The sequence below is a fragment of the Paraburkholderia sp. CNPSo 3272 genome, from assembly GCF_024206495.1.
Lineage (GTDB): Bacteria > Pseudomonadota > Gammaproteobacteria > Burkholderiales > Burkholderiaceae > Paraburkholderia.
Window position 1 is genome coordinate 287,541 of record NZ_JAMBPQ010000004.1, and the last position, 24,373, is coordinate 311,913.

Consider the following 24,373-nt stretch of genomic DNA (forward strand, 5'->3'; position numbering starts at 1 on the left):
CCGACGACTACGCCCCTTCGCCCGTGCAGCGAGGCAACGGAGAATTTTGGCGGCTCGACCTTCGCAGGGCTAACAGGTATCGTCACCCCCGCACGGCGGCGCGCGGCGCCTGAGCGCGGCGGCAAGCATCGAATGGTTATCGGACAGCAATAACGTACAACGGCGGAACCTCAATGGGTGATTCTCCTTCACGTCAGGCAACGCTTGCGCAAAACGGCAGCGGTGTGCCGCGCCTCGCGCTTGCCGGCATCACGAAGCAGTACCCGGCGGTGCGCGCGAACGACGATGTCACGCTCTCGGTCGCGCCTGGCGAAATCCACGCCTTGCTCGGCGAGAACGGCGCGGGCAAGAGCACGCTCATGAAGATCGTCTACGGCGCGGTGCGGCCCGACGCGGGCGAGATCCGCTGGGAAGGCGAGGCCGTCGAAATCGCGAGTCCGGCTGCGGCGCGCAAGCTCGGCATCGGCATGGTGTTCCAGCATTTTTCGTTGTTCGAAACGCTTACCGTCGGCGAGAACATCGCGCTTTCGCTCGACGAACCGTTCGACCTCAAAACGCTCGGCAAGCGTATTCGCGAGGTGTCGGCGCAATACGGCCTCGATGTCGATCCGCAGCGCCACGTGCATAGCCTCACGGTGGGCGAGCGTCAGCGCGTGGAGATCGTGCGCTGCCTGCTGCAGAATCCGCGTCTGTTGATCATGGACGAACCGACTTCCGTCCTCACGCCGCAAGCGGTGCGCAAGCTGTTCGGCACGCTGCGGCGACTGGCTTCCGAAGGCTGCAGCATTCTTTATATCAGCCACAAGCTCGACGAAATCCAGGAGCTTTGCGACACGGCTACCGTGCTGCGCGGCGGCAAGGTCACGGGCCGCGTCGTCCCGCGCGACGAAACACATGCATCGCTCGCGCGATTGATGGTCGGGCGCGAACTGCCCGACTACACGCGGCGCGCGCACGCGCCCGGCGACGTGCTGCTCGAGGCGCAGCATCTGTCGATGCCGAGCGACGATCCGTTCGGCACTTCGCTCACCGACGTGTCGTTCAGCGTGCATGCGGGCGAGATACTCGGTATTGCCGGCGTCTCGGGCAACGGCCAGGCGGAGTTGCTCGCCGCGCTCTCGGGCGAGGCGCAAGCGGCCCGTCACGGTGTGAGCGCCGAGGCGGTCAGGATTTGCGGCAAGCCCGCAGGGCGCCTTTCGGCCGGCGCGCGCCGCAAGCTCGGTTTCGCGTTCGTGCCTGAAGAGCGGCTGGGGCGCGGCGCGGTCCCGGCCATGTCGCTTGCCGAAAACGCCTTGCTCACGGCACACCGCGAAGGCATGGTGCGCTCAGGCTGGCTCAGGACCGGCGCGATGCGCGCGTTCGCCGAGCGCTGCATCGGCGCGTTCGATGTGCGCTGCGGCGGCCCGGATGCGCTCGCGCAAAGCCTCTCGGGCGGCAATCTGCAGAAGTACATCGTGGGGCGCGAGATTCTCCAGGCGCCGAAGGTACTCGTGGTCGCGCAGCCCACCTGGGGCGTGGACGTGGGTGCGGCCGCATTCATTCGCCAGCAGCTGCTCGATCTTTCGGCGCGCGGGGTGGCGATACTCGTGATCTCGGAAGAGCTGGAAGAGCTGTTCGACATCTGCGACCGCATTGCCGTGCTCGCGGGCGGACGCCTTTCGCCCGCGCGTTTGACCGGCGAGACGAACGCCGAGGAAATCGGCCGCTGGATGGCGGGGCTTTTCGGCGAGCGCGCGGATCGCGGAGACGGTGGCCGCCCCAACGGTGAGCCGCCCGCGCAGACCGTCGCCAACGCGTGACAAGCGACACACAACAACACGCGCAAGTACATCGACCACCCGAGACCGACCACCGACTACACGACCATGATCTTCCCGTACCGACTCGAAGCCCGCACGACGCCGTCGCGCACGGTGCGCATCGCCGTGCCGCTCATCGCGGCGCTGCTCACGCTCGCCATCGGCTTCCTGATCTTCGGCCTCGTGGGCCGCGATCCCTTGCAGGCGATGCACGCGTTCTTCATCGAACCGCTGTCGAGCATCAACGGCTGGTCCGAGCTCCTGCTCAAGGCCTCGCCGCTATGCCTGATCGCGCTCGGTCTCGCGGCGGGGTATCGCGCCAACGTGTGGAACATAGGCGCGGAAGGGCAGATGGTGCTGGGCGGCATCGCGGCGAGCGGCGTAGCCATCTATTTCGATCAATCGACGGGCTGGTGGATTCTCTTCCTGATGATGTTCGCGGGCGTGCTGGGCGGCATGGCGTGGGCGGCGATTCCCGCGTGGCTCAAGAGCCGCTTCAACACCAACGAGATCCTGACGAGCCTGATGCTCACCTACGTTGCCACGCAACTGCTGATCTGGCTCGTGAGCGGTCCGTGGCGCGACCCGCAGGGTATGAACTTTCCGCTCTCCGAAATGTTCAGCGGCGACGCGCTCTATCCGACCTTCGGCGGCGACTGGCGCATCCACTGGCTGCGCGGCACGCGCCTGAACGCATCGATCTTCCTGACGCTCGCGGCCATTCCGCTCGTGTGGCTCTTCATGCGCCGCAGCTTCGCGGGCTATCGCATGAGCGTGGGCGGTCTCGCGCCGCTCGCCGCGCGCTATGGGGGCTTCTCCGATAAAAAGACGATCTGGACCTCTCTGCTGCTTTCCGGCGGCCTGGCGGGCCTCGCGGGCATGGGCGAGATTGCCGGCCCAATTGGCCAGCTGCAAGCGACGTGGTCGCCGGGCTACGGCTTCACGGCGATCATCGTCGTGTTCGTGGGGCGTCTGCATCCGGTCGGCATCGTGCTCGCGAGCCTCTTGATGGCGCTGCTCTACCTGGGCGGCGAAGCCGTGCAGACATCGCTGCAATTGCCCCAGGCGCTTTCCGGCGTGTTCCAGGGCCTGCTGCTGTTCTGCCTGCTCGGCGCGGACCTCTTCGTGAACTATCGCGTGCGCCGCCGTCATCCGGTCGCGGTTGCGAACTGACCAGCGCAAGCCAGAGAACAATCAAACGGGCCACACGACATGGATATCCAGCAAGCCAGCTCGCTCGCCTCGAGCGCCGTTACCGCCGCCATTCCGCTCATGTTCGCGGGCGTGGGCGAACTAGTCACCGAGAAGTCGGGCGTGCTCAACCTCGGCGTGGAAGGCATGATGCTGATGGGCGCCGTCACGGGCTACGCGGTCACGACCATCACTGGCAGCCCATGGCTCGGTCTCGTGGCCGGCATGGCCGCCGGCATTGCGATGTCGTTGCTGTTCGGTTTTCTCGTGCTCACCATGCTCGCCAACCAGGTCGCCACGGGCCTCTCGCTCACGATCTTCGGCGTCGGGCTCTCGGCGTATGTCGGCAAGCCGTACACCTCGGCTGCCACGTCGGCGACCATCGCGGCCTGGCCGATTCCGGGGCTCTCGCAACTGCCCGTGGTCGGGCAGGCGTTTTTTAGCCTCACGCCTGTCGATTACCTCGCGTTCATCATGTTCGCCGTAGTCGGCTGGTTTCTCTATCGCACGCGCGCCGGGCTCGTGCTGCGCTCGGTGGGCGAGTCCCCGCAGGTCGCGCATTCGGTGGGCTTTCCCGTGATCGGCGTGCGCTATGGCGCGACGGCCTTCGGCGGGGCGATGGCGGGCCTCGCGGGCAGCTATTACTCCGTGGTGCAGCTGCATCTGTGGCAGGAGCAGATCACGGCAGGACGCGGCTGGATCGCGCTCGCGCTCGTCGTGTTCGCGACGTGGCGCCCGGGGCGCCTCCTGATCGGCGCGCTGCTCTTCGGCGCGGTCACGGGCGCGCAATTCTATGCGCAGGCCGTGGGCGTGCCGGTGCCCACGCAGTTCCTCGCCATGCTGCCGTACGTCGCGACGATCGTCGTGCTCGTGCTCATTTCGCGCAACCCGAACACGATCCGCCTGAACGCGCCGGCCTCGCTCGGCAAGCCGTTCTTTGGGGCCGCCTAGGTGGGGCCGCATAGGGGGCGCCTAAGCAGAGCCATCTAATCCGGAATGCTAACCAACACGCCTTGAACGCTCACAGTTCCCATTCACGACAGGAGATCCACGATGAAAAAAACCATCCTGACCGCATTCGCCGTCGCCGCCACGTGCGGCACGGCGGCCCTCGCGAGCGCGGCCCACGCCGCCGACACGCCGGGCGTCGCGTTCGTCTATCTCGGCAACCCGGGCGATGCCGGCTGGACCTTCGCACACGATCAGGGCTCGAAGGTCGCCGAGCAGAAGTTCGGCAACAAGATCAAGATCACGCGCGTGGAAAACGTGCCGGAATCGGCGGACTCGGAGCGCGTGTTCCGCGATCTCGCGAACAAGGGCAACAAGATCATCTTCGGCACGAGCTTCGGTTATCAGGACTTCCAGCTCAAGGTGGCGAAGGATTTCCCGGACACCGTGTTCCTGCACGCGACGGGCTACAAGAAGGCGCCGAACTTCGGCACCTATGACGTGCGCATGTATCAGGGCGCGTATCTCGCGGGCGTCGCCGCGGGTTACGCGACGAAGACCAACACGTTAGGTTTCGTCGCCTCGGTGCCGATTCCCGAAGTCGTGCGCAACATCAACGCGTACACGCTCGGCGCGCGCTCGGTGAATCCGAAGGTGCACACCAAGGTCATCTGGATCAACAGCTGGTTCGATCCGGGCAAGGAGAAGCAGGCCGCCGAAACGCTGATCGGCCAGGGCGCCGATGTGCTGCTGCAAAACACCGATTCGAGCGCCACGCTCGCCACCGCCGAAGAAAAGAAGGTCCACGCGTTCGGCTGGGATTCGAACATGAAGAAGTTCGGCCCGCACGCGCACCTGGGCTCGGTCGAGGCGAACTGGGGCGTGTACTACGTCGCGGCGATCCAGCAGGTGCTCGATGGCAAGTGGAAGAACGACCCCGTGTGGTGGGGCATTCCGCAAAAAGCCGTCGATCTCGGCGACGTCAACGCGTCCGAGCTTTCGGCCGACGCGCAAAAGGCCGTCGCCTCGAAGCGCGAACAGATCGCGAGCGGCAAGTGGGACGTTTTCACGGGCCCGATCAAGGATCAGACTGGCGCAGTCAAGATCCCGGCCGGCAAGACGCTGACCGACCCGGAGTTGCAACGCCTGAACTGGTACGTCGAAGGCGTGGACGGCTCGCTGCCGAAATAAGCATGAGACGGGCGCTCGCCCGTCCTGCACGGCGCGGGTGCGAGTTGCATTCTTCGTACGATTCCGACGTGCGTACGCGAAGCGGCTGCGTGTAGCGTTCAGAGGCGCGCGCAGCCGTTTGACGTTCTAGCAGCGCAGCGCCGCGTCAGTCGTCGATGCGTATGCCGACCTTGATCGTGACCTGCCAGTGCGAGACCTGATCGTTTTCGATCAGGCCGCGGGTCTCCACGACCTCGAACCAGTGCAGGAAACGCAGCGTCTTCGACGCCCGGGCGATGGCGCAACGAATGGCGTCGTCGCTGGACACCTTGGACGAGCCGGTAAGTTCGATCTGCTTGTAAACGTGGTCGTTCATCACAGTGTCTCCTCGTGGGTCACGCGGCGTCGGCGCGTCAATCGAGTATAGGTAACGGAGCGGGCGCAAGGGCAAAGATGAGAAAAGCCCGGCGCCGCCAGTTATCATGGCGCCTCGCGCGGAAACGAGCATTCAACGTGCCCGTTTTGCAGGCGTGAATGCGCAACGGCGATCGCCAGGAGACGGAGAAAATGGACGGGCAGGTATTGGGTTTTTGCGGACCAGGGCTGATGGGCGCGCCGATGATCCGTCACTTGCTGCGCGCCGGGCACGCTGTGCGCGTGTGGAACCGCTCGCCGGCGAAGGCGCAGGCGCTGATCGCCGATGGCGCGCAGGTGGCCGCGACGCCGCGCGAGCTGGCGCGCGAGGCCGACGTGGTGCTGCTGTGCGTCGCCGACGCGGCCGCGGTCGAGCAGGTGGTGTTCGGCGCGCACGGGCTGTTGGCCGGTGCGCCCGGCGAGGGCGTGCGCGTACGCCGCATCGTCGATCATTCGAGCATTCCTCCCGACGCGACGCGCAGGCTCGCACACCGCGCAGCGGCGTTCGGCGTGGGTTGGGTCGACGCGCCGGTTTCGGGCGGCGTGGCGGGCGCGCAGAACGGCACGCTGGCAATCATGGCAGGCGGTGCGGCGGCCGACGTCGAAGCCATCACGCCGATCCTCGGCGCCTACGCGGCGCGCGTGACCCATATGGGCGGCGTGGGCGCGGGTCAGACCAGCAAGCTGTGCAACCAGGCCATCGTCACGGCCACGGTGGCCGCAATTGCCGAAGCGGTGAGCCTCGCGCGGCGCAGCGGCATCGACGCCGCGAAGCTGCCCGATGCGCTTGCGGGTGGCTGGGCCGATTCGACGCTGCTGCGCACGTTCGTGCCGCGCATGACGCAAGACGGGCTCGAATCCATCGGCGCGCTCAAAACGTTCCAGAAAGACGTGGACACGATCGCCGCAGCCGCCGCGCAGACCGGCACGCCCATGCCCGTCTCGGGGACGGTTCAGCAATTGCTGCGTCTCGCGGCAGCCATGGGCCTAGAGCAGGCCGATTTTTCGGGCTTCATCGACGTGCTGCAGACACCGCGCAGCGGCGAAGCGTGACCTGATCAGGCACCCGCCGGCCTCGCAGGCGATACGGCCCCGTTGTAACCGGCGTGCATGGCGGCCTTCACATTCCTCACTTCTTGCCGTGTCAAGCTGCGCGGAGCCAGGCTCTCCGCGCGGCTGGAACTCGCGCGCGAAGTGGCATAACCTGCTAAAATTACAGGTTTTTCGTCGATCTACTTTCCGGGACGCGCTGTGCTCTCTACCGCCAACATCACCATGCAATTCGGGCCGAAGCCCTTGTTCGAGAACATCTCGGTCAAATTCGGCGAAGGCAACCGCTATGGCCTGATCGGCGCGAACGGTTGCGGCAAATCCACGTTCATGAAGATCCTCGGCGGCGATCTCGAACAAAGTTCGGGCAATGTCATCCTCGAGCCGAACGTACGTCTGGGCAAGCTGCGCCAGGACCAGTTCGCCTACGAAGACGTGCGCGTGCTCGACGTCGTCATGATGGGCCACACCGAAATGTGGGCCGCGATGAGCGAGCGCGACGCGATCTACGCGAACCCCGAAGCCACCGACGACGACTACATGCATGCCGCCGAACTCGAGGCGAAGTTCGCCGAGTACGACGGCTACACGGCCGAAGCGCGCGCGGGCGAACTGCTGCTCGGCATCGGTATCGGCACGGAATTCCACAACGGCCCGATGAGCGGCGTGGCGCCGGGCTGGAAGCTGCGCGTGCTGCTCGCGCAGGCGCTGTTCTCGAAGCCGGACGTGCTGCTGCTCGACGAACCGACCAACAACCTCGACATCAACTCGATCCGCTGGCTGGAAGATGTTCTGAACGAGTACAACTCGACCATGATCATCATCTCCCACGATCGACACTTCCTGAACCAGGTCTGCACGCACATGGCGGACATGGACTACGGCACGCTGAAGGTCTGGCCGGGCAATTACGACGACTACATGCTGGCGTCGACGCAGGCGCGCGAGCGTCAGCAGGCCGCGAACCAGAAGGCGAAGGAGCGCGTGGCCGACCTGCAGGACTTCGTGCGCCGCTTCTCGGCGAACAAGTCGAAGGCACGCCAGGCCACCAGCCGCCTGAAGATGATCGACAAGATCAAGATCGAGGACTTCAAGCCCTCGTCGCGCCAGAACCCGTTCATCCGCTTCGAATTCGAGAAGAAGCTGCACAACATCGTCGTGGTCGCGGAAGAGATCACGAAGACGTACGAGCGCCGCATCTTCAACAAGCTCAGCATCAGCGTGCAGCCGGGCGAGCGCATCGCGATCATCGGCGAGAACGGCGCGGGCAAGACCACGCTGCTGCGCTCGCTGCTCGGCAACCTGGCCGTCGATAACGGCTCGGTAAAGTGGGCAGAGAACGCGAACGTCGGCTACATGCCGCAGGACACGTACGAAGAGTTCCCGGCCGACGTCACGCTGATGGACTGGATCGACCAGTACCGCCAGGAAGGCGACGACGAGCAGTCGGTGCGCGGCACGCTGGGCCGTCTGCTCTTCAATGCGGACGACATCAGGAAGTCGGTCAAGGTACTGTCGGGCGGCGAGAAGGGCCGCATGATCTGGGGCAAGCTGATGCTCGGCCGCCACAACGTGCTGCTCATGGACGAACCCACGAACCACATGGACATGGAGTCGATCGAGTCGCTGCAGATCGCGCTCGAGAAGTTCGAAGGCACGCTCATTTTCGTCTCGCACGACCGCGAGTTCGTGAACGGCCTCGCCAACCGCATCATCGAGGTGAAAACCGATGGCACGGTCAAGGACTACAGCGGCAACTACGAGGACTTCCTGGTGAGCCAGGGGCTGCAGTGAGTTTCGGTCGCTGATCGAAGCGTGAAATGAAAACGGGCGGCGCGTGTGCGTCGCCCGTTTTGTTTTTGGTCCGCGTGCCATAGCCCGCGGCGCGCCCGCTTTACGTATGCGTCAACCACGCTAGAATGCACTGTCGCGCGGCGAGCGCCGCGATGAAAAGCGCAAACGCAAACAGAGCTTTGCATGGGACGGCAGTAAGTGCTAAAGCGCAAGCTGCCATCGACAGACAGGAGACAAGTAGATGAACGACTACCCGCAGTTCTACATCAACGGCCAGTGGGTCGCCCCGCACGGCAAAGGCACGATCGATGTGATCGACTCGGGCACCGAGGCGGTGATGGGCCGCATCCCCGAGGGGATCGAAGCGGATGCCGAAGCGGCCGTCGCCGCCGCGCGCGCCGCCTTCGACGGCTGGGCCGCTACGCCCGCCGCCGAGCGCGGGGCGTATCTGCAGAAAATAGCCGACAACCTCAAAGCCCGCACCGACGAACTCGCGCAGCTGATCGCAGGCGAAGTCGGCATGCCGCTCAAGCTCGCGCGAGCGATCCAGGTGGGCGGACCGGTCTACAACTGGGGCGCTTACGCGCAGCTCGCAAGCGAGTTCCAGTACGAGGAGCGCGTGGGCAATTCGCTCGTCGTGCGCGAACCGGTGGGCGTCGTCGCGGCCATCACGCCGTGGAACTATCCACTCAACCAGATCACGCTCAAGGTCGCCGCCGCGCTCGCCGCCGGCTGCACCGTCGTGCTGAAGCCCTCTGAGGTCGCGCCGCTGAACGCATTCGTGCTCGCCGAGGCCATCCACGAAGCCGGCCTGCCCGCGGGCGTGTTCAATCTCGTGACGGGCTACGGTCCGGTGGTGGGCGAGGTGCTTGCGGGCCATGCGGACGTCGATATGGTGTCGTTCACCGGCTCGACGCGCGCGGGCAAACGCGTGTCGGAAGTCGCGTCGGCCACGGTCAAGCGTGTCGCGCTGGAGCTGGGCGGAAAATCGGCCTCCGTCGTGCTCGACGACGCCGACTTCGCGGCCGCCGTGAAAGGCACGGTGGGCGCGTGCTTCCTAAACTCGGGGCAGACCTGCTCGGCTCACACGCGCCTGATCGTGCCGGAGTCGCGTTACGAAGAAGCACGCGAGCTCGCGAAGCAGGCCGCCGAGGCGTTCAAGGTGGGCGATCCGCGCGACGAGAAAGCGAAGCTCGGCCCGCTCGCCTCGAAAGTGCAGCAGGAGCGCGTGCTGCACTACATCGAGCGCGGCATGGCCGACGGCGCGGAGCTCGTGACAGGCGGCCCCGGCATGCCCGAAGGCGTGACGCAGGGCTTCTTCGTGAAGCCGACCGTGTTCGGCCGCGTGCCGCGCGACGCGGCCATCGCGCAGGAAGAGATCTTCGGCCCGGTGCTGACGATCCTCACGGCGAAGGACGAAGACGACGCCGTGGCCATCGCCAACGACTCGCTCTACGGCCTTGGCGGCGCGGTCTGGGCCGGCAGCGACGAGCGCGCAATGCGCGTGGCACGCCGTATCCGTACAGGCCAGATCGACATCAACGGCGGCGCCTGGAACATGGCCGCGCCCTTCGGCGGCTTCAAGCAATCGGGGCACGGCCGCGAAAACGGCGCGTATGGCCTCGAGGAGTACCTGGAATACAAGTCGATGCAGTTCAAGGTACCGAAGGGCTGATGAGGCATCTCGTCGCGCGCTATCGCAAATCTTTTAATGCGACGTGTTGATGTGAGTCAAAAACGCGGGCTTCTTGACGGAAGTCCGCGTTTTTGTTTGATGCATGTCAATGTCATATGTGGGGTAGGCGCGACCATAAGCGCTTTGTCATCGACAGAGCACAACATGTTTCCTGGCCACTCCTTCGCCCCCCTCCAGATTCGCGGTCGTCAACTCCTGCCCGTCGTGCAGGGCGGCATGGGTGTCGGCATATCGGCACACCGGCTTGCTGGCAGTGTCGCCCGTGAAGGCGCGCTTGGCACGATCGCGAGCATCGACCTGCGCCATCATCACAGCGATCTCATGGACCTGTGCCGCGCGGACCCGCGGCACGAAACGCTCGCTCGTGCGAACCTCATCGCGCTCGGCCGCGAAATCGCGGCGGCACGCAAGCTCGCAGGCGGCAACGGCATGATCGCCGTGAACGTCATGAAGGCGGTGAACGCCCACGCCGACTACGTGCGCACCGCCTGTGAGCACGGCGCCGACGCCATCGTCATGGGCGCGGGCCTGCCGCTGGATCTGCCCGACCTCACGGCGGGCGTGGATATCGCGCTTGTGCCGATCCTGTCCGACGCGCGCGGCGTCGCGCTCGTGCTCAAGAAGTGGATGAAGAAGGGCCGCCTGCCCGACGCTATCGTGATCGAGCATCCTGCCTACGCGGGCGGCCATCTCGGCGTGACCGACATCGCCGACATGGGCAACGAGCGCTTCGCCTTCACGCAGATCTTCGAGGAACTCGAAGGCGTCTATGCCACGCTCGGCATTTCGCGGCGCGACGTGCCGCTCGTCGTGGCGGGCGGCGTGAACAGCCACGAGGCCGTGCGCAAATGGCTCGAGGCTGGCGCGAACGGCGTGCAGGTCGGCACGCCGTTCGCGGTGACCGAGGAGGGCGACGCACACCCCGGGTTCAAGCGCGTGCTCGCCGACGCAAAGCCTGAAGACATCGTCGAATTCGTGAGCGTGACTGGCCTGCCCGCACGCGCGGTGAAAACGCCGTGGCTCGAACGTTACTTGCGCAACGAGTCGCGCATTCGCACCAAGATCGGCTCGCTCAAGCTCGCTTGCCCAACCGGTCTCGAATGCCTGTCGGCCTGCGGGCTGCGCGACGGGATCGAGAAGTTCGGCCACTTCTGCATCGACACGCGGCTCGCCGCGGCGTTGCGTGGCGACGTCGCGAACGGCCTGTTTTTCCGCGGCCGTGAAGCGTTGCCGTTCGGCAATGCGATCCGCAGCGTCCGCGACCTGCTGGAGTTGCTGCTGACCGGCGCTGCGCGACCTGCGGTCGCACAACGCGCAGCCTTCGCACTGGCTTGATACGTATCAAAACGGCGCCAGACCCCGTCTCTGACAATTTCCAGGCCTTCAAGGCTAGACCTACAGACACGGGGATTAACGATGTATAAAGCAATTAGAAAGGCAGCAGCAACTGCCGCGCTCACCATGGGCGCGGCCTTCCTCGCAGTGCCGGCCAGCGCGGCCGGTTCTCCCGACTCGGGCATTTACGCGGGTGACTGGCTCGTGCGCCTGCGCGCGATCGAGATCGCGCCGGACGCGCGCGGCAGCGGCACGCTCGGCGCGCTTGGCGCGGACGTGAACAACGCCATCGTGCCCGAGGTCGACTTCACCTACATGGCGACCAACAACATCGGCGTCGAACTGATTCTCGGCACGTCGCGCAACCAGGTGACGTCGAATATCGGTGCACTCGGCGGCGTGGGCGTGCTGCCGCCAACGCTGCTCCTGCAGTATCACTTCAACAACGCGGGCAGGGTGCGGCCGTACGTGGGCGCGGGTATCAACTACACGCTGTTCTACAACAACGGTCTGCACGCAGGCGGCCAGTCGGTTTCGATCGACAACCACAGCTGGGGTCCGGCGCTGCAGTTCGGCATCGACTTCCAGGTGACGAAGCGCATCTTCGTGAACGCGGATATCAAGAAGATCTGGATGCGCACCGACGCGTCGCTGGCCGGCACGTCTCTCGGCACGCTGCATATCGATCCGCTCGTGGTGGGTCTGGGCGTCGGCATGAAGTTCTGATCGATCGCCTGACCACCGCTTTTTCTAACGCCGGCTCGCCCGGCGTTTTTTATCCGCGTTCAGGCGCGATCTTTCTGGAAGCGCATGGCGGTGCCGTCGCGCTCGATGCGCTCCCACACGGCGCGCTTTTCTTCGTCGCTCAGAAAAACCCAGTTGGAGACTTCCACGGCGGTGCGCCCGCAACCCTTGCAGACGTCGTCGAAGAGTGTCGAGCACACACCGATGCACGGGCTGTCAGGGAGGTCGTGGAGATTGGATGCCATCGAAGAACCTTGGGGCGTGGCCGGGCGGCGCGCGCGCCGGCTCGGGTACGAAACGTCGCTATGTTAACCGATACGGCGCGGGGCGGCCGTCCACAGCGCGAGGCGAACCGCGACGCGCGATGCGCGATGAATCGGCCACGCTGCTGCAAGGCGATAGCAAGGTGGAAGGCGGCGCTGCGCCGCGCCGGCAGCCGGGCGTCGCGCGCATGCGCCATCGAAGCGGTTTTTTGTGGACACGGCCCGTGAAACGGCTAAAATTGCGCGCGATTTGCCGTCCGCGCGCGGCTTGCCGGCTTTCCATGGGCCATGTTCCGTTTGCGCGACACGCCCGCGTTTTATTTCTTGCCGGGCGGGTTTGATGGTAGGTTCTGGGAAAGTCAGGGGAGCCGTGCGGGGGTGACAGGAAGCACGGCACGAGCGAGGCAGGCAGCCGGCAGGAGCCGGTCAGGATCGGAGAACGGGATGAAGAAAGGGGTTGTGGCGCAACTGGCCGCGCTCGCACTGTGCGCGGCGCCGTGGATGACGTCGGTGGCGAAGGACACGCAGCTGAACGTGTACAACTGGTCCGATTACATCGCCAAGGACACGATTCCGAACTTCACGAAGCAGACCGGCGTTCAGGTCAAGTACGACAACTACGACAGCGACGACACGCTCCAGGCCAAGCTGCTCGCTGGCAACTCGGGCTATGACATCGTCGTGCCGACCAGCAATTACGCGGGCAAGCAGATCGCCGCCGGCATTTTCGCGCCGCTCGACAAGTCGAAGATCCCCAACCTCAAGTACCTCGATCCGCAGCTGATGGCGCTCGTCGCCGGCGCGGATCCGGGCAACAAGTATGCGGTGCCCTGGGCGTACGGCACGACGGGTCTCGCCTATAACGTCACGAAGGCGCAGCAGATCCTCGGCAAGAATGTACCGCTCGACAACTGGGACATCCTCTTCAAGCCCGAAAACATCTCGAAGCTGAAGGCCTGCGGCGTGTCCGTGCTCGACGCGCCGGACCAGATGTTCGCGGCCGCGCTGCACTACATCGGCAAGGACCCGCTCTCGACGAACCCGGCCGACTATCGCGCCGCGCTCGCGATGATGAAGAAGATCCGCCCGTACATCACGCAGTTCAACTCGTCGGGCTACATCAACGACCTCGTGGGCGGCGACATCTGCTTCGCGTACGGCTGGTCGGGCGACGTGGTGATCGCCAAGCACCGCGCCATCGATGCGAAGAAGCCATACAAGATCGAGTACTACATCCCGAAGGGCGGCGCGCCGATCTGGTTTGACGTGATGACCATCCCGAAGGATGCGCAGCACAAGGAAGCCGCGCACGAGTGGATCAACTACATCGAGACGCCGCAGGTCCACGCGGCGATCACGAACGCGGTCTACTACCCGAGCGCGAACGCGGAAGCGCGCAAGTACGTGGACAAGGACATCGCCAACGACCCGGCCGTGTACCCGCCGCCCGAAGTCCTGAAGACGCTGTTCCTGCTCAAGCCGCTGCCGCCTGAGATCCAGCGCCTGCAGACGCGTCTGTGGACCGAGTTCAAGTCGGGCCGCTGACCCGGCCGCAGTCGCGGTTGAAATTCGATCCCGTTTTACCCCGAGCCCTCGGCACGATGCCGGGGGCTTTGTTTGTCAACCCCGTCCAGCATTCCCGCAGAAACAGGCAGGGCAGAGAGAATCATGAGTGACCAGTCGAGCGCGCCGGCATCCGCCGGTTCGCTGCCTTCGGGCTTCACCGCGGCAGATTCGGCCGCGGACAACTTCGTGCAAATCGTCGATGTCGTCAAGAAGTTCGGCGAGACGACCGCCGTCAAGGGCGTCAATCTGTCGGTGAAGAAGGGCGAGCTGTTTGCGCTGCTCGGCAGCTCGGGCTGCGGCAAGTCCACCTTGCTGCGCATGCTCGCGGGTCTCGACACCGTGACGTCGGGCAAGATCCTGATCGACGGCGAGGATCTCGCGTCGATGCCGCCGTACCGCCGCCCGGTCAACATGATGTTCCAGTCGTACGCGCTCTTTCCGCACATGACGGTGGAGTCGAACGTGGGCTTCGGGCTGCGCCAGGAAGGCGTGAAAAAGGGCGAGCTCAAGGATCGCGTGGCCAATGCGCTCGAACTCGTGCAGATGACGCGCTTCGCCAGGCGCAAGCCGCATCAGCTCTCGGGCGGCCAGCAGCAGCGCGTGGCGCTCGCTCGCTCGCTCGTGAAGCGCCCCAAGCTGCTCCTGCTCGACGAGCCGATGTCGGCGCTCGACAAGCAGATTCGCCAGCGCACGCAAATCGAACTCGTCAACATTCTCGACAAGGTCGGCGTCACCTGCATCATGGTCACGCACGACCAGGAAGAAGCAATGACGATGGCGGGGCGCCTCGCGGTGATGAGCGAAGGCGAGATCGTCCAGCTCGGCACGCCCAACCAGGTTTACGAGTTCCCGAACAGCCGCTTCTCGGCGGAGTTCATCGGCTCGACCAATCTGTTCGATGGCAATGTGGTCGAGGACGAGCCAGACCACGTGTTCATCGAGTGCGCCGAGCTGCCGGTGCGTCTCTACGTGAACCACGGCATCACCGGGCCGCTCGGGATGCCCGTGACGATCTCGGTGCGCCCGGAGCGTATCGCGCTCACGCGCAAGCCGCCCGAGGGCGTGTTCAACTGGGGCAAGGGCGTGGTCAAGAACATCGCCTACATGGGCGGCTACTCGCTCTACCACGTCAAGCTCGACTCAGGCAAGACGGTGATCGCGAACATGTCGAGCCTCGCGCTCTCCGAGATCGATTCGCCCACGTGGGAAGACGAAGTCTACGTGCGCTGGAGCGCTTCGGCCGGCGTGGTGCTGACGTCATGAGCGCGACGACTTTGCGCAACATCCTGAACTGGCCGGCGAAGCGCTTCAACCTGACCGGGCGCACGGCCGTCGTGGCGGGCCCGTTCATCTGGCTCCTGCTGTTCTTCCTCGTCCCGTTCGTCCTGGTGGTGAAGATCAGCTTCGCCGACCAGCAACTCGGCATACCGCCGTACACGGAGCTGACATCGTTCGCGGATGGCGTCTGGCATATCGCGCTCGACTTCTCGCACTACGCGTTCCTGTTCCAGGACAGCCTGTACTTCGCGACCTACGTGAATTCGGTCGTGGTGGCGGCGATTTCCACGCTGCTATGCCTCATCATCGGCTATCCGATGGCGTATTACATCGCGCGCTCGAACCCAGCCTCGCGCAACATCCTCATGATGGCCGTGATGCTGCCGTTCTGGACGTCGTTCCTTATCCGCGTGTACGCCTGGATCGGCATCCTGAAGAACAATGGACTGCTGAACAATTTCCTGATGTCGATCGGCATCATTCATTCGCCCATCGAGCTGTATCACACGAACACGGCGGTCTACATCGGCATGGTGTATTCGTATCTGCCGTTTCTCGTGATGCCGCTCTATGCGCACCTCGTGAAGATGGACCTCACGCTGCTCGAAGCGGCCTACGACCTCGGTGCGAAGCCGTGGCGCGCGTTCGTGGAGATCACGCTGCCGCTCTCGAAGAACGGCATCATCGCTGGGTGCCTGCTCGTGTTCATTCCGGCGGTGGGCGAGTACGTAATTCCTGAACTGCTCGGCGGCGCGAACACGCTGATGATCGGCCGCGTCATGTGGAACGAGTTCTTCGACAACGCCGACTGGCCGATGGCCTCCGCGGTGACCTGCGCGATGGTGCTGCTGCTGCTCGTGCCGATGGCGCTGTTCCAGCACTATCAGGCGAAGGAACTGGAGGGCCGCGGCAAATGAAACCGAATCGCGTTCTGCAGTTCATCGCGCTCGGCCTCGGCTTCGCGTTCCTCTATATTCCGATCCTGAGCCTCGTCGTCTACTCGTTCAACGAGTCGCAACTCGTGACGGTGTGGACGCGCTTTTCCACGCGCTGGTATCAGGCGCTCATCACCGACGACGAGTTGATCACCGCCGCGTGGCTCTCGCTGCGCATCGCGCTGATGACGGCGTTCGCCTCCGTGTTCATCGGCACGTGGGCGGGCTTCGTGCTCGCGCGCATGGGGCGCTTTCGCGGCTTCACGCTCTTCTCGGGCATGATCAACGCGCCGCTCGTGATTCCCGAAGTGATCCAGGGCATTTCGCTGCTGCTGCTCTTCGTGGAAATGGGCAAGCTGATCGGCTGGCCCGCGGGGCGCGGTGTGTTCACGATCTGGATCGGCCACGTCATGCTGTGCATTTCGTACGTCGCCATTATCGTGCAGTCGCGCGTGCGCGAGCTGAACCCGTCGCTCGAAGAGGCTGCACTTGACCTCGGCGCTACGCCGTTCAAGGTGTTCTTCCAGATCACGCTGCCGCTCATCTCGCAGGCGTTGGCCGCCGGCTGGCTGCTGTCGTTCACGCTGTCGATCGACGATCTGGTGCTCTCGGCGTTCCTCTCGGGCCCGGGCTCGACCACCTTGCCGCTCGTGGTGTTCTCGCGCGTACGCCTTGGCCTGAACCCGGAGATGAACGCGCTCGCGACGCTCTTCATTGCGGTCGTGACGGTGGGCGTGATTGCCGGCAACTACTTCATGCAGCGCGCGGAGCGCAAGCGGATGGCGATGGCGGTCTGAGCGCCGCCGCGCTTCGAAGCGCCTGCAAAGAACGGCGCGCGGGCAGTCATGTCCGCGCGCCGTTTGCTTTATTCGGCGCAGTCCTTACAGCCGGTATCCCATGCGAAACCCGCCCCAGTGCCGCCCGTTCACGAAGATCGGCGCGGAGGCGTCCTTCATCATCACGAAGGTGCCGCCGCCCATGTCGCGACGATAGGTTTGCAGCAGGAAGGGCTTGGTATGCGAACCGGCCGCGCGGCCCGCGCGGTCGTTGAATATTCGATGATTGCGGCAGTTCGCGGCGTTCCACACCGGGTCGGCGCCCTGCGGATGCGAGAACTTGCGATTGTGGGTCGGTATGTAGCCGCGCGGATCGATCGCGACGCAGAAGGCGACGCGTTCGTCGAACGTGAGCAGTGGTTCGAGGATGGGGGGCAAGACGCGGTCAGTGAAGGCCGTAAAGCGTGTCATATGCTGCTGCGGGTCCGTATTCGGCACCGGCGTGTAGACGCTGTCGAACAGGTCCGCTTCGCCGATCTCGCCACGCGCCAGCGCGCCTTCGAACAGCTTGCTCACCTGGGCGGCGGCGCGCTGCACTGTCTCGATGAAGCGGGTGTCGTCGGTTTCCACACCGGTTGCGGCGGAAAGCTCGATGAGCGTTTCCGAGACTTCGAGCAGCTTGCCGAGCTGATCCTTCGCCTGCACGAAATTGCGTCCCGAATCTTCGACGCCCGCGACCATCTCGCCCACCTGGCTTTCGAGCCCGTCGCATTTCGTTTCGATCTCGCCCGTGAGCTGCGCGATCTGGCCCGCGTGCTCGTCGAGCTGCATGATCGCCTGACCGGTGCTGTGCACGGCCTCGCCGATCGTGTGCGTGCCCTCGCGCACGCGGTGCGCGCGTTCGGTGTTGGCGGTGCCCTCGGCGATGAGCTGCTCGGTCTGCTGCGTGAGTTGCCCGAGGGTTTGCTCGATCTGGCCGGTGGCCTGCGCGGTCTTGGCGGAGAGGTTCTTCACCTCGGCCGCGACCACGGCGAAGCTCTTGCCGGACTCGCCCGCGCGCGCCGCTTCGATGGCCGCGTTGAGCGCGAGAAGCTGAGTTTGCCGCGCGATCAGGGAGATTTCCTCGGAGACCTTCGAGACATGCGCGAGCGCGCTTTTGAGCGCCCGGATCTGCGTCTCGATGACGGTGACGCTCTCCACGAGACCGTGAATGTCGGCAAGCGACGCCTCGATGGTCTGCTGCGACTGCTGCACGGTGGCGGCGGTGCCGGTGCTTAGCGTGCGCATGGCGCGCGCGGCCGTGGCGATCTGGTGATTGCCGGCGAGGGTGTGGGCCGCCGACTCGCGCAGGGCGTGGCAGACGTCGGTCTGACGCTGCACGCGCGCGGCGACTTCGTCGACATGGCCCGCCACGTCGCAGATCTCGATACCGAGTCTGCCGGCATGTGCGGCGATGTCGCCGACCACTCCGGCGGATTTTCCCGCGCGGCGACCGCGCAGGCCCAGCAAACGCAAACGTGTCATCGGGTGTCTCCTTTCCCGGTGCGCCATGAAAGCTGCGGACAACTGCCCAAAGCTGCGTGCCCGGTCGTCGGCAGGTCCGATCGCCGGGCTATCTGAACTTGTTTACGGCGCGTAATACGGCGACTTGAGCGCAGACGTGGCGCCTGGCGCTATGATCGGGAACTCGGGCGCTCCGACAGCCGGAAAAGCGGAGGAAAGGGGCGTCGCGACGGGAGCGAGATGATAGAAGCGATTTTCGGCGGGAGCGCGCCGCTCGCGCTCTGGCAGCAGCTGATCCAGCTCTGGGAGCTGATCGTGATGGTGTTGCGCTTCCTCTGGGAGCTAGTGAAGCTCCTCGGCGGCGGCGGTTGAACGACGAAAGGGCAGACGATGATCGACGATTCCACCCGGCGTTTCACCGACCGGGTCGCAGACTACGTGAAATTCCGGCCGACCTACCCGCGCGAAGTGGCGACCTTCGTGCACGTGGAGTGCGGCATCGCACCGGGCGCGCCCGTGGCCGACATCGGCGCGGGCACGGGCCTTTCCACGAAACTCTTTCTCGACGCGGGCCATCCGGTCACGGCTGTCGAGCCGAACGCAGCCATGCGCGCCGCAGCGGACGAACTGCTGGGCGGCTATAGAGGCTATCGCAGCGTGGCGGGCACGGCGGAGGCGACGACGCTCGAAGACGCGAGCGTGGATCTCGTGAGCGCCGCGCAGGCGTTCCACTGGTTCCACAAGACCGACGCGCAGCGCGAATTCGCGCGCATCCTCAAGCCGCGGGGCAAGATCGTGCTGTTCTGGAACAGCCGCCTGCTCGAAGGCTCGGCGTTTCTGGCGGGCTACGAGGCGCTCCTGCAGCGTTTTTGCCCCGAGTACGCGCGCGTGGCCGAAACCTATCCCGACTCGGCCGCCATGGCCGACTGGTTCGGCGACGGCTTCGAGCATCAGACCGTATTCCCGAACGCGCAGTTGCTCGACTTCGATGGCCTGCGCGGACGGCTGATGTCGTCGTCATACGCGCCGCGCGCGGGGGACGAGCGCCACGCGCCGATGCTCGCGGCGCTGCGCGAGCTGTTCGAGGCGACGCAAAAAGACGGCACCGTGAACTTCGCCTACGAGACGCGCGTGTACGCGGGGCATCCGCAGCGCGTCTAGCGCTCGAACGCGTAGTCGGCAGTGCGCACGCGGCGCGTTTTGCGGCGGAACACGAACGTGAAGCCGGGCCACAGCGCGGTGTTCTTGCCCGCCTGCGTGAGGTAGTAGCTGCGGCAGCCCGACTGCCACACCGTGCGCGCGAAGCGCGCCTGCACGCGCGCGTTCCAGCTTTGCTGCGCCTCGGCGCGGACCTCCATCGTGCGGGCGCCCGAGCGCTGCAGCGCGCGGATGCAGGCCGCGATGTAGGCGATATGCGACTCGATCATGTAGATCATCGAGTTGTGCCCGAGCGCCGTGTTCGGCCCGATCACGAAGAAGAGATTCGGGAAGCCCGCGACGCTCGCGCCGAGGTAGGCCTCGGGGCCGTGGCGCCGCCACGTCTCGCCGAGGTCCTGGCCGCCCACGCCCGTCACCTGGAAAGGCGCGTCCACATCGTTGACCTGAAAGCCCGTGCCGCAGATGATCGCGTCGTAAGGCCGATGCGTACCGTCGATGGTGACGATGCCGTCCGCGACGACCTCGCGCATCGCGTCGGTCACCAGCTCGACGTTGGGCTGCGCGAGGGCAGGGTAGTAGTCGCTCGACAGCAGCACGCGCTTGCAGCCCAGCAGATAGTCGGGCGTGAGGCGCGCGCGCAGTTCGGGGTCTTTCACCTTGTGCGCGAGGTAGCTCAGCGCGAACTTCGTCGGCGTCTTGAGCAGGCGCGGCTCCACCGCGAAGCCGAGCGCGCGCGATTCGTGCTGCCAGTAAATCCTGGCGCGCGCCACGCGTTGCGCGAACGGCAGGCGCCGGTAAATCCAGCGCCAGCGCTCGCTGATCACGCGGTCGCGCCGCGGCATGATCCACGGCGGCGTGCGCTGAAAAACCGTGAGTTGCGCCGCGCGCGGCTGGATATGCGGCACGAACTGGATCGCGCTCGCACCGGTGCCGATTACGGCGATGCGCTTGCCTTCGAGCGCATAGTCGTTGTCCCAGCGCGCGGAATGGAACAGCTTGCCTTCGAAGCGCTCGATGCCCGCGATATTCGGCAGCGCCGGGCGCGAGAGCGGACCGTTCGCGGCGATCACGATATCGGCTTCGATCGTCGTGATCGCGCCGTCGCGTTCGACCTCCACTTGCCAGACGCCGCGCGCCTCAAGGAAGCGCGCCGCGAGCACGCGCGAACGGTATTCGATGAAGCGCTCGACGTCGTACTTGTGTGCACAATGGCGCAGGTAGTCGAGAATTTCGTGCTGCGGCGCGTAGGTACGCGTCCACGCCGGATTCAGCTCGAACGAAAACGAGTAGAGGTGCGAAGGAATATCGCAAGCGGCGCCCGGATAGGCGTTGTCGCGCCAGGTGCCGCCGAGGCCTTCGGCGGCCTCATAGATCGTGAACGAATCCACGCCCATGCGCCGCAGCCGGATCGCCATGCCGATGCCGGAAAAGCCGCTGCCGATGATGGCGATGCGCAGAGCGACCCCGTTGCCGAGCGCTTTATTGGCCATGAGCGTCCGCCGTCATTTGTGATGTGTATGTTTTGCGCCGATGCGAAACGGGCTCCATGAAGGAGCCCGTCGTTGCTTTAGCGGCGTGCGCTGGGGAAGCCTCAGGCGTTCAGGAGTTGTTCCAGTCGTCCGAGCTGTCGTTGCTGCCCATATCGACACCGCCGCCGCCCGAGCCGTCGTCCCAGTCGTTCGAGCCCTGGCCGAAGTCGAGGCCGCCGCCGTTATTGCCGTCGCGCTGAACGCGGCGGCCTTCGTCGTCGACATATACATCGCGCTCGATCACGCGGTCACGGCCATGGTTCAGGGCTTCGCCGAGCAGCACGCCCGTGAGCAGGCCACCCATGCCGCCCATGCCACCGCCGCCTTGCTGCACGATGACCTGCGGCGGTTGCTGCGGCGGCGCAGGCTGATACTGCGGCTGATGTCCGAAAGCGGCGTCGGCTTCGCGCGCGTAGCTGGAGTTGCTGCCATAGTCCGGCGCCGCAGGCTGCGCATTCGGATCGGGGCGGCCCTCGGCGCGCGCCTTGAGGCTCGCGAACTGGCGCTCGAGATCCTCGATCTCATACGGCGGCCGCGGACTCGCGCTGTTCGAGAGCGTTTCGACGAGGCTGCGCAACTGCGCTTCGAGTCCTTCGACTTCCTTTTCGAGCGCTTCGTGGCCAGGCGCGGTCGAGAGCTTCACGTCGAGCTTGAGCGAACGCACGCCGTTGAGCAGCTCGGTGGCGCGCTTTAGCTGGTCGCGGCGGTCGTCGCCGGCCTTCACGTCTTCCGTGGACTTCGCGCGGCGCAGCGTCCAGCGCAGGACGAGCACCATGCCGACCAGCAAGATGGCGATACCAATCCACATACCCATACCAGGACCTCGCTTCTGTGGCGCGGGCGCTGCCAGCTGCTGCTGGGTGAAGGGGTTGCCCGTGCTGTTCGTGTTGACACTGCCGGCGCGCGAGGCGTCGGAGCGAATCTTCGCTTCGACCTGCCCGAAACGTTGCGGCTGGGTGAAGCGGATTTGCGGATCGAGCGACTTCGCCTGCTCGATCTGGGTAAGCGCGTCGCTGTAACGGCCTTCGCGGTCGAGTACCTGCGCGTAAAGGTAGTGCGCGCGCGCGTTGTCCGGATGCGCCTGCAGGACTTCGTTCAGGCCGGAGTCGGCGCGTTGCCAGTCGCCCTGCGACATCGCGGATTCGATCTGCTGCACGCTAGGCACGGCGAACGCAACGCCGCCCGTGAAGGCGAGCGACGCGACGGCGATGCTGGCAGCGGCGAGAAACTTTTTCATGTTGCAGGCCGGGCGGATTGACGCCCGTCTCCATGGCATTCGGTTCGGGGATGCGGCGCTATCGGGCGCCTGCCGGCTGCATAGGCCGCACGGACCATGCCACGCCGCATCCAGCACTCCGGCGCGCTTACTGTGCCGGGGTGTTCATCTGCTTCTTGAGCGCCTCGAGGCGCTCGTCGACCGACGGCCCCTTGTTGAGCGCCGCGAGCTTGTCGTCGAGCGCCTTGCCGCTCGACTGGTCGGACGAATTCAAGCGGGCGTCCGAGCGCGCGTTCGAGAGCGCGACTTTCTCTTCCAGCTTCTGGAAGTCGCCGTCGAGATTCTTCCCGCCGATGCCGCCCAGCGCCGTGGCTGCGACATCCTTCGCCTGGGCGATCTGCTGCTTCGCCTGCAGGATGTTCGAGCGCGCGTTCAGGTCGTTGCGGCGCTGGCGCATGTCGTCGATCTGCTGCTTCAGTTGATCGACCGACGGTTCGAGCTTCGCGAGTTCGCCCGCGAGCGCGTCGCGCTCGGCTTCGGCGGTTTGCTGCGCGCCGAGGGCTTCGCGAGCGAGCGCTTCGTCACCCGATTGCAGCGCGCGCTTCGCGCCGTCTTCATACTTCTTCGCCTTGTCGGCGGCCACGTCGCGCTTGCTTTGCTGCGTCGCGACCTGCGCCTGGATCTCGACGAGCGAGTTCTCCGCGCGGCCGATGCTGTCGTCGAGCTCACGCACGATCTGGCGCGCGTCGCGCGACGGATCCTGCACAGAGTCGGCCGCGTCGTTGAGCAGGCCCTTGACAGTGCGGGAGATGGAGTCGAAAAGCGACATGAATTCCTCCAGTGAAATGAGATCGGCCATGGTGGGCCGAGGTGCGTGCATGCGGTTTGGCCTCACGCGCCAGCCGGTCGCAGCTGGCAGATGGCAGATCCATCTGCCAGCTTACGCCGCTTTACGCCTGGCGCGCATGCACGGCGCAAATCGGGGCGAGTGCGGCGATTGCAATAGCGTGAAGGTGTTTTCTTGCACGCGTATGTTCATCCGGACGCGGCCTCGCCGTGCGGCGCGAAGCACCGCCGCGGGCGGGGCGCCGCCATCGATCGCGGATATTACACCACGGCCCGTCTTAAAAGGGACTTAAAGGAATCGGGCTTGTACAGCGCTCGCGGCGCGTGTGCAAGCGGGCGTTAAGCCGATTGTGACTCGTGCGTATGGCGGCGCGGATGCGGCCCGTGTCAGGCGTACTTGCCGCCTTCGGGCGCGGCGTCGTCGCTGCGGGCTTCGTCGCGTGGAGCGCTCGCGTCACGCCGCGAGCGGGCGAAGGGCGCCGAGCTCAGCGGCTGCAGCGGTTCGACCTCCACCGACTGCGCCGCGGCCGTGTCGAGTGCGGCGCTTTCCGCTGCGGCGGCCGCTTCGGCGCTCAGCCGGGCGACAGCCTGGGCGATTTCGCGCGCGGCATGGCTCACGTCCGCCTCGTCGGTGTGCGCGGCGGGCAGGGGGGCGTTTGGCGCGTGGGGCGTTGCCTCGCGGGGGGCGTCGTCATGACGGGCCGCGGCCGCTTCGCTGGCCTTCTGCGCGTCGGCGGTCGCGTCGCTCGTCCCGACGGCCGCCCCCGCGCCTACTCGCGGCCGGCTCGCGCCCCCACGGCCTGGGCGCAGCGGCCTCGCCGCCTTTTGCAGCACCTGGGCGAGGGCGTCGGGCTGACGCGGTGCGTTCAGCCGGTCGACGATGCTCGCGGCCTTCACCTGATCGCTCGTGGCGCTGAACGCGATCACGGCTCGGCGCATGAGTTCGCTGATGCTGATGCCGAGTTCGTCGGCGGTGGCGGAGATCGCGCGCTTTTGCGCGGGCGTAACGAAGACGACGATGCGTTCGCTGGGCTTGTTCATGATCGACGGGCCGTTGGGTCGGCTTCGTATGACGTCGGTTTGCCTGCCTGCGCAACAGCTTTTGTAAGAATGGATGCGTGCTCGCCTGGGCGCGGACAGGGGCGTGGACCAGATCTTTCAT

Annotated in this window: 22 protein-coding genes; 15 read left to right on the forward strand and 7 right to left on the reverse strand. The window is 65.5% G+C overall.

The features are described from left to right. Positions 1-173: 173 nt before the first annotated feature. The 4 genes from M3I53_RS07560 (at position 174) to M3I53_RS07575 (ending at position 5,129) form a co-directional block, all read left to right on the forward strand. Positions 174-1,799 carry an ABC transporter ATP-binding protein gene (locus M3I53_RS07560; RefSeq protein ID WP_254315323.1) on the forward strand — a complete coding sequence of 542 codons (1,626 nt, stop codon included), beginning with the start codon at positions 174-176 and terminating at the stop codon, positions 1,797-1,799. A gap of 66 nt (positions 1,800-1,865) precedes the next feature. After that, positions 1,866-2,972, forward strand: a complete 1,107-nt coding sequence (locus tag M3I53_RS07565) for an ABC transporter permease (RefSeq protein ID WP_254315324.1) — start codon at positions 1,866-1,868, stop codon at positions 2,970-2,972. 39 nt (positions 2,973-3,011) lie between these two features. Then, positions 3,012-3,941 (forward strand): ABC transporter permease, encoded by a 930-nt coding sequence (locus M3I53_RS07570; protein ID WP_133186724.1) that lies wholly within the window; start codon positions 3,012-3,014, stop codon positions 3,939-3,941. Positions 3,942-4,043: 102 nt separating this feature from the next. Further along, positions 4,044-5,129, forward strand: a complete 1,086-nt coding sequence (locus M3I53_RS07575; RefSeq protein ID WP_254315325.1) for a BMP family ABC transporter substrate-binding protein — start codon at positions 4,044-4,046, stop codon at positions 5,127-5,129. A 145-nt stretch (positions 5,130-5,274) separates the two neighbouring features. Here M3I53_RS07575 and M3I53_RS07580 read toward each other — a convergent pair whose 3' ends face one another. Continuing rightward, complete coding sequence (locus M3I53_RS07580; RefSeq protein ID WP_133186728.1) at positions 5,275-5,484, reverse strand: dodecin; 210 nt, start codon at positions 5,482-5,484, stop codon at positions 5,275-5,277. A 158-nt stretch (positions 5,485-5,642) separates the two neighbouring features. Here M3I53_RS07580 and M3I53_RS07585 point away from each other — a divergent pair, with 158 nt between their 5' ends. The 5 genes from M3I53_RS07585 to M3I53_RS07605 all read left to right on the forward strand — a co-directional run bounded on the left by M3I53_RS07585 (position 5,643) and on the right by M3I53_RS07605 (position 12,123). After that, complete coding sequence (locus M3I53_RS07585; protein WP_254315326.1) at positions 5,643-6,575, forward strand: NAD(P)-dependent oxidoreductase; 933 nt, start codon at positions 5,643-5,645, stop codon at positions 6,573-6,575. Between the two features lie 198 nt (positions 6,576-6,773). Then, on the forward strand, positions 6,774-8,366 hold the full coding sequence (locus tag M3I53_RS07590; RefSeq protein WP_069265658.1) for an ABC-F family ATPase: 1,593 nt from the start codon (positions 6,774-6,776) through the stop codon (positions 8,364-8,366). Between the two features lie 241 nt (positions 8,367-8,607). Next, positions 8,608-10,041: an aldehyde dehydrogenase family protein gene (locus M3I53_RS07595; protein ID WP_254315327.1), complete on the forward strand. Its 1,434-nt coding sequence runs from the start codon at positions 8,608-8,610 to the stop codon at positions 10,039-10,041. A gap of 165 nt (positions 10,042-10,206) precedes the next feature. After that, positions 10,207-11,397, forward strand: coding sequence for a nitronate monooxygenase family protein (locus M3I53_RS07600; protein WP_254315328.1), 1,191 nt, complete (start codon positions 10,207-10,209; stop codon positions 11,395-11,397). Between the two features lie 126 nt (positions 11,398-11,523). After that, complete coding sequence (locus tag M3I53_RS07605; RefSeq protein WP_254315403.1) at positions 11,524-12,123, forward strand: OmpW family protein; 600 nt, start codon at positions 11,524-11,526, stop codon at positions 12,121-12,123. Positions 12,124-12,182: 59 nt separating this feature from the next. On the opposite strand, the gene M3I53_RS07610 is transcribed toward M3I53_RS07605, so the two are convergent. Further along, positions 12,183-12,386 carry a DUF1289 domain-containing protein gene (locus M3I53_RS07610; protein WP_069265662.1) on the reverse strand — a complete coding sequence of 68 codons (204 nt, stop codon included), beginning with the start codon at positions 12,384-12,386 and terminating at the stop codon, positions 12,183-12,185. 462 nt (positions 12,387-12,848) lie between these two features. On the opposite strand from M3I53_RS07610, the gene M3I53_RS07615 reads away from it, so the two are divergent. The 4 genes from M3I53_RS07615 to M3I53_RS07630 all read left to right on the forward strand — a co-directional run bounded on the left by M3I53_RS07615 (position 12,849) and on the right by M3I53_RS07630 (position 16,980). Next, on the forward strand, positions 12,849-13,949 hold the full coding sequence (locus M3I53_RS07615) for a polyamine ABC transporter substrate-binding protein (protein ID WP_254315329.1): 1,101 nt from the start codon (positions 12,849-12,851) through the stop codon (positions 13,947-13,949). A 123-nt stretch (positions 13,950-14,072) separates the two neighbouring features. Next, entirely contained in the window at positions 14,073-15,233 is a 1,161-nt protein-coding gene (locus M3I53_RS07620; RefSeq protein ID WP_302057591.1) for a polyamine ABC transporter ATP-binding protein, read from the forward strand. Then, the gene (locus M3I53_RS07625) at positions 15,230-16,165 is read left to right on the forward strand and encodes an ABC transporter permease subunit (protein WP_254315330.1); all 936 of its coding nucleotides are present in this window, start codon (positions 15,230-15,232) and stop codon (positions 16,163-16,165) included. Before M3I53_RS07620 ends, M3I53_RS07625 begins: the two co-directional genes overlap by 4 nt. Further along, entirely contained in the window at positions 16,162-16,980 is an 819-nt protein-coding gene (locus M3I53_RS07630) for an ABC transporter permease subunit (RefSeq protein WP_069265666.1), read from the forward strand. Before M3I53_RS07625 ends, M3I53_RS07630 begins: the two co-directional genes overlap by 4 nt. An 84-nt stretch (positions 16,981-17,064) precedes the next feature. Here M3I53_RS07630 and M3I53_RS07635 read toward each other — a convergent pair whose 3' ends face one another. Further along, positions 17,065-18,483 (reverse strand): methyl-accepting chemotaxis protein, encoded by a 1,419-nt coding sequence (locus M3I53_RS07635; protein WP_254315331.1) that lies wholly within the window; start codon positions 18,481-18,483, stop codon positions 17,065-17,067. Positions 18,484-18,702: 219 nt separating this feature from the next. On the opposite strand from M3I53_RS07635, the gene M3I53_RS38155 reads away from it, so the two are divergent. Next, positions 18,703-18,834, forward strand: coding sequence for a hypothetical protein (locus M3I53_RS38155; protein WP_256094777.1), 132 nt, complete (start codon positions 18,703-18,705; stop codon positions 18,832-18,834). Between the two features lie 18 nt (positions 18,835-18,852). Then, on the forward strand, positions 18,853-19,623 hold the full coding sequence (locus M3I53_RS07640; RefSeq protein WP_254315332.1) for a class I SAM-dependent methyltransferase: 771 nt from the start codon (positions 18,853-18,855) through the stop codon (positions 19,621-19,623). Here the strand turns inward: M3I53_RS07640 and M3I53_RS07645 are convergent. The 4 genes from M3I53_RS07645 to M3I53_RS07660 all read right to left on the reverse strand — a co-directional run bounded on the left by M3I53_RS07645 (position 19,620) and on the right by M3I53_RS07660 (position 24,252). Continuing rightward, positions 19,620-21,110 (reverse strand): NAD(P)/FAD-dependent oxidoreductase, encoded by a 1,491-nt coding sequence (locus M3I53_RS07645; RefSeq protein WP_254315333.1) that lies wholly within the window; start codon positions 21,108-21,110, stop codon positions 19,620-19,622. The genes M3I53_RS07640 and M3I53_RS07645 overlap by 4 nt on opposite strands. Positions 21,111-21,219: 109 nt before the next feature. Continuing rightward, positions 21,220-22,386 carry a tetratricopeptide repeat protein gene (locus M3I53_RS07650; RefSeq protein ID WP_254315334.1) on the reverse strand — a complete coding sequence of 389 codons (1,167 nt, stop codon included), beginning with the start codon at positions 22,384-22,386 and terminating at the stop codon, positions 21,220-21,222. 127 nt (positions 22,387-22,513) lie between these two features. Further along, positions 22,514-23,194, reverse strand: coding sequence for a PspA/IM30 family protein (locus M3I53_RS07655; protein WP_069265671.1), 681 nt, complete (start codon positions 23,192-23,194; stop codon positions 22,514-22,516). A gap of 404 nt (positions 23,195-23,598) precedes the next feature. Continuing rightward, on the reverse strand, positions 23,599-24,252 hold the full coding sequence (locus M3I53_RS07660; RefSeq protein ID WP_254315335.1) for a hypothetical protein: 654 nt from the start codon (positions 24,250-24,252) through the stop codon (positions 23,599-23,601). Positions 24,253-24,373: the final 121 nt, after the last annotated feature.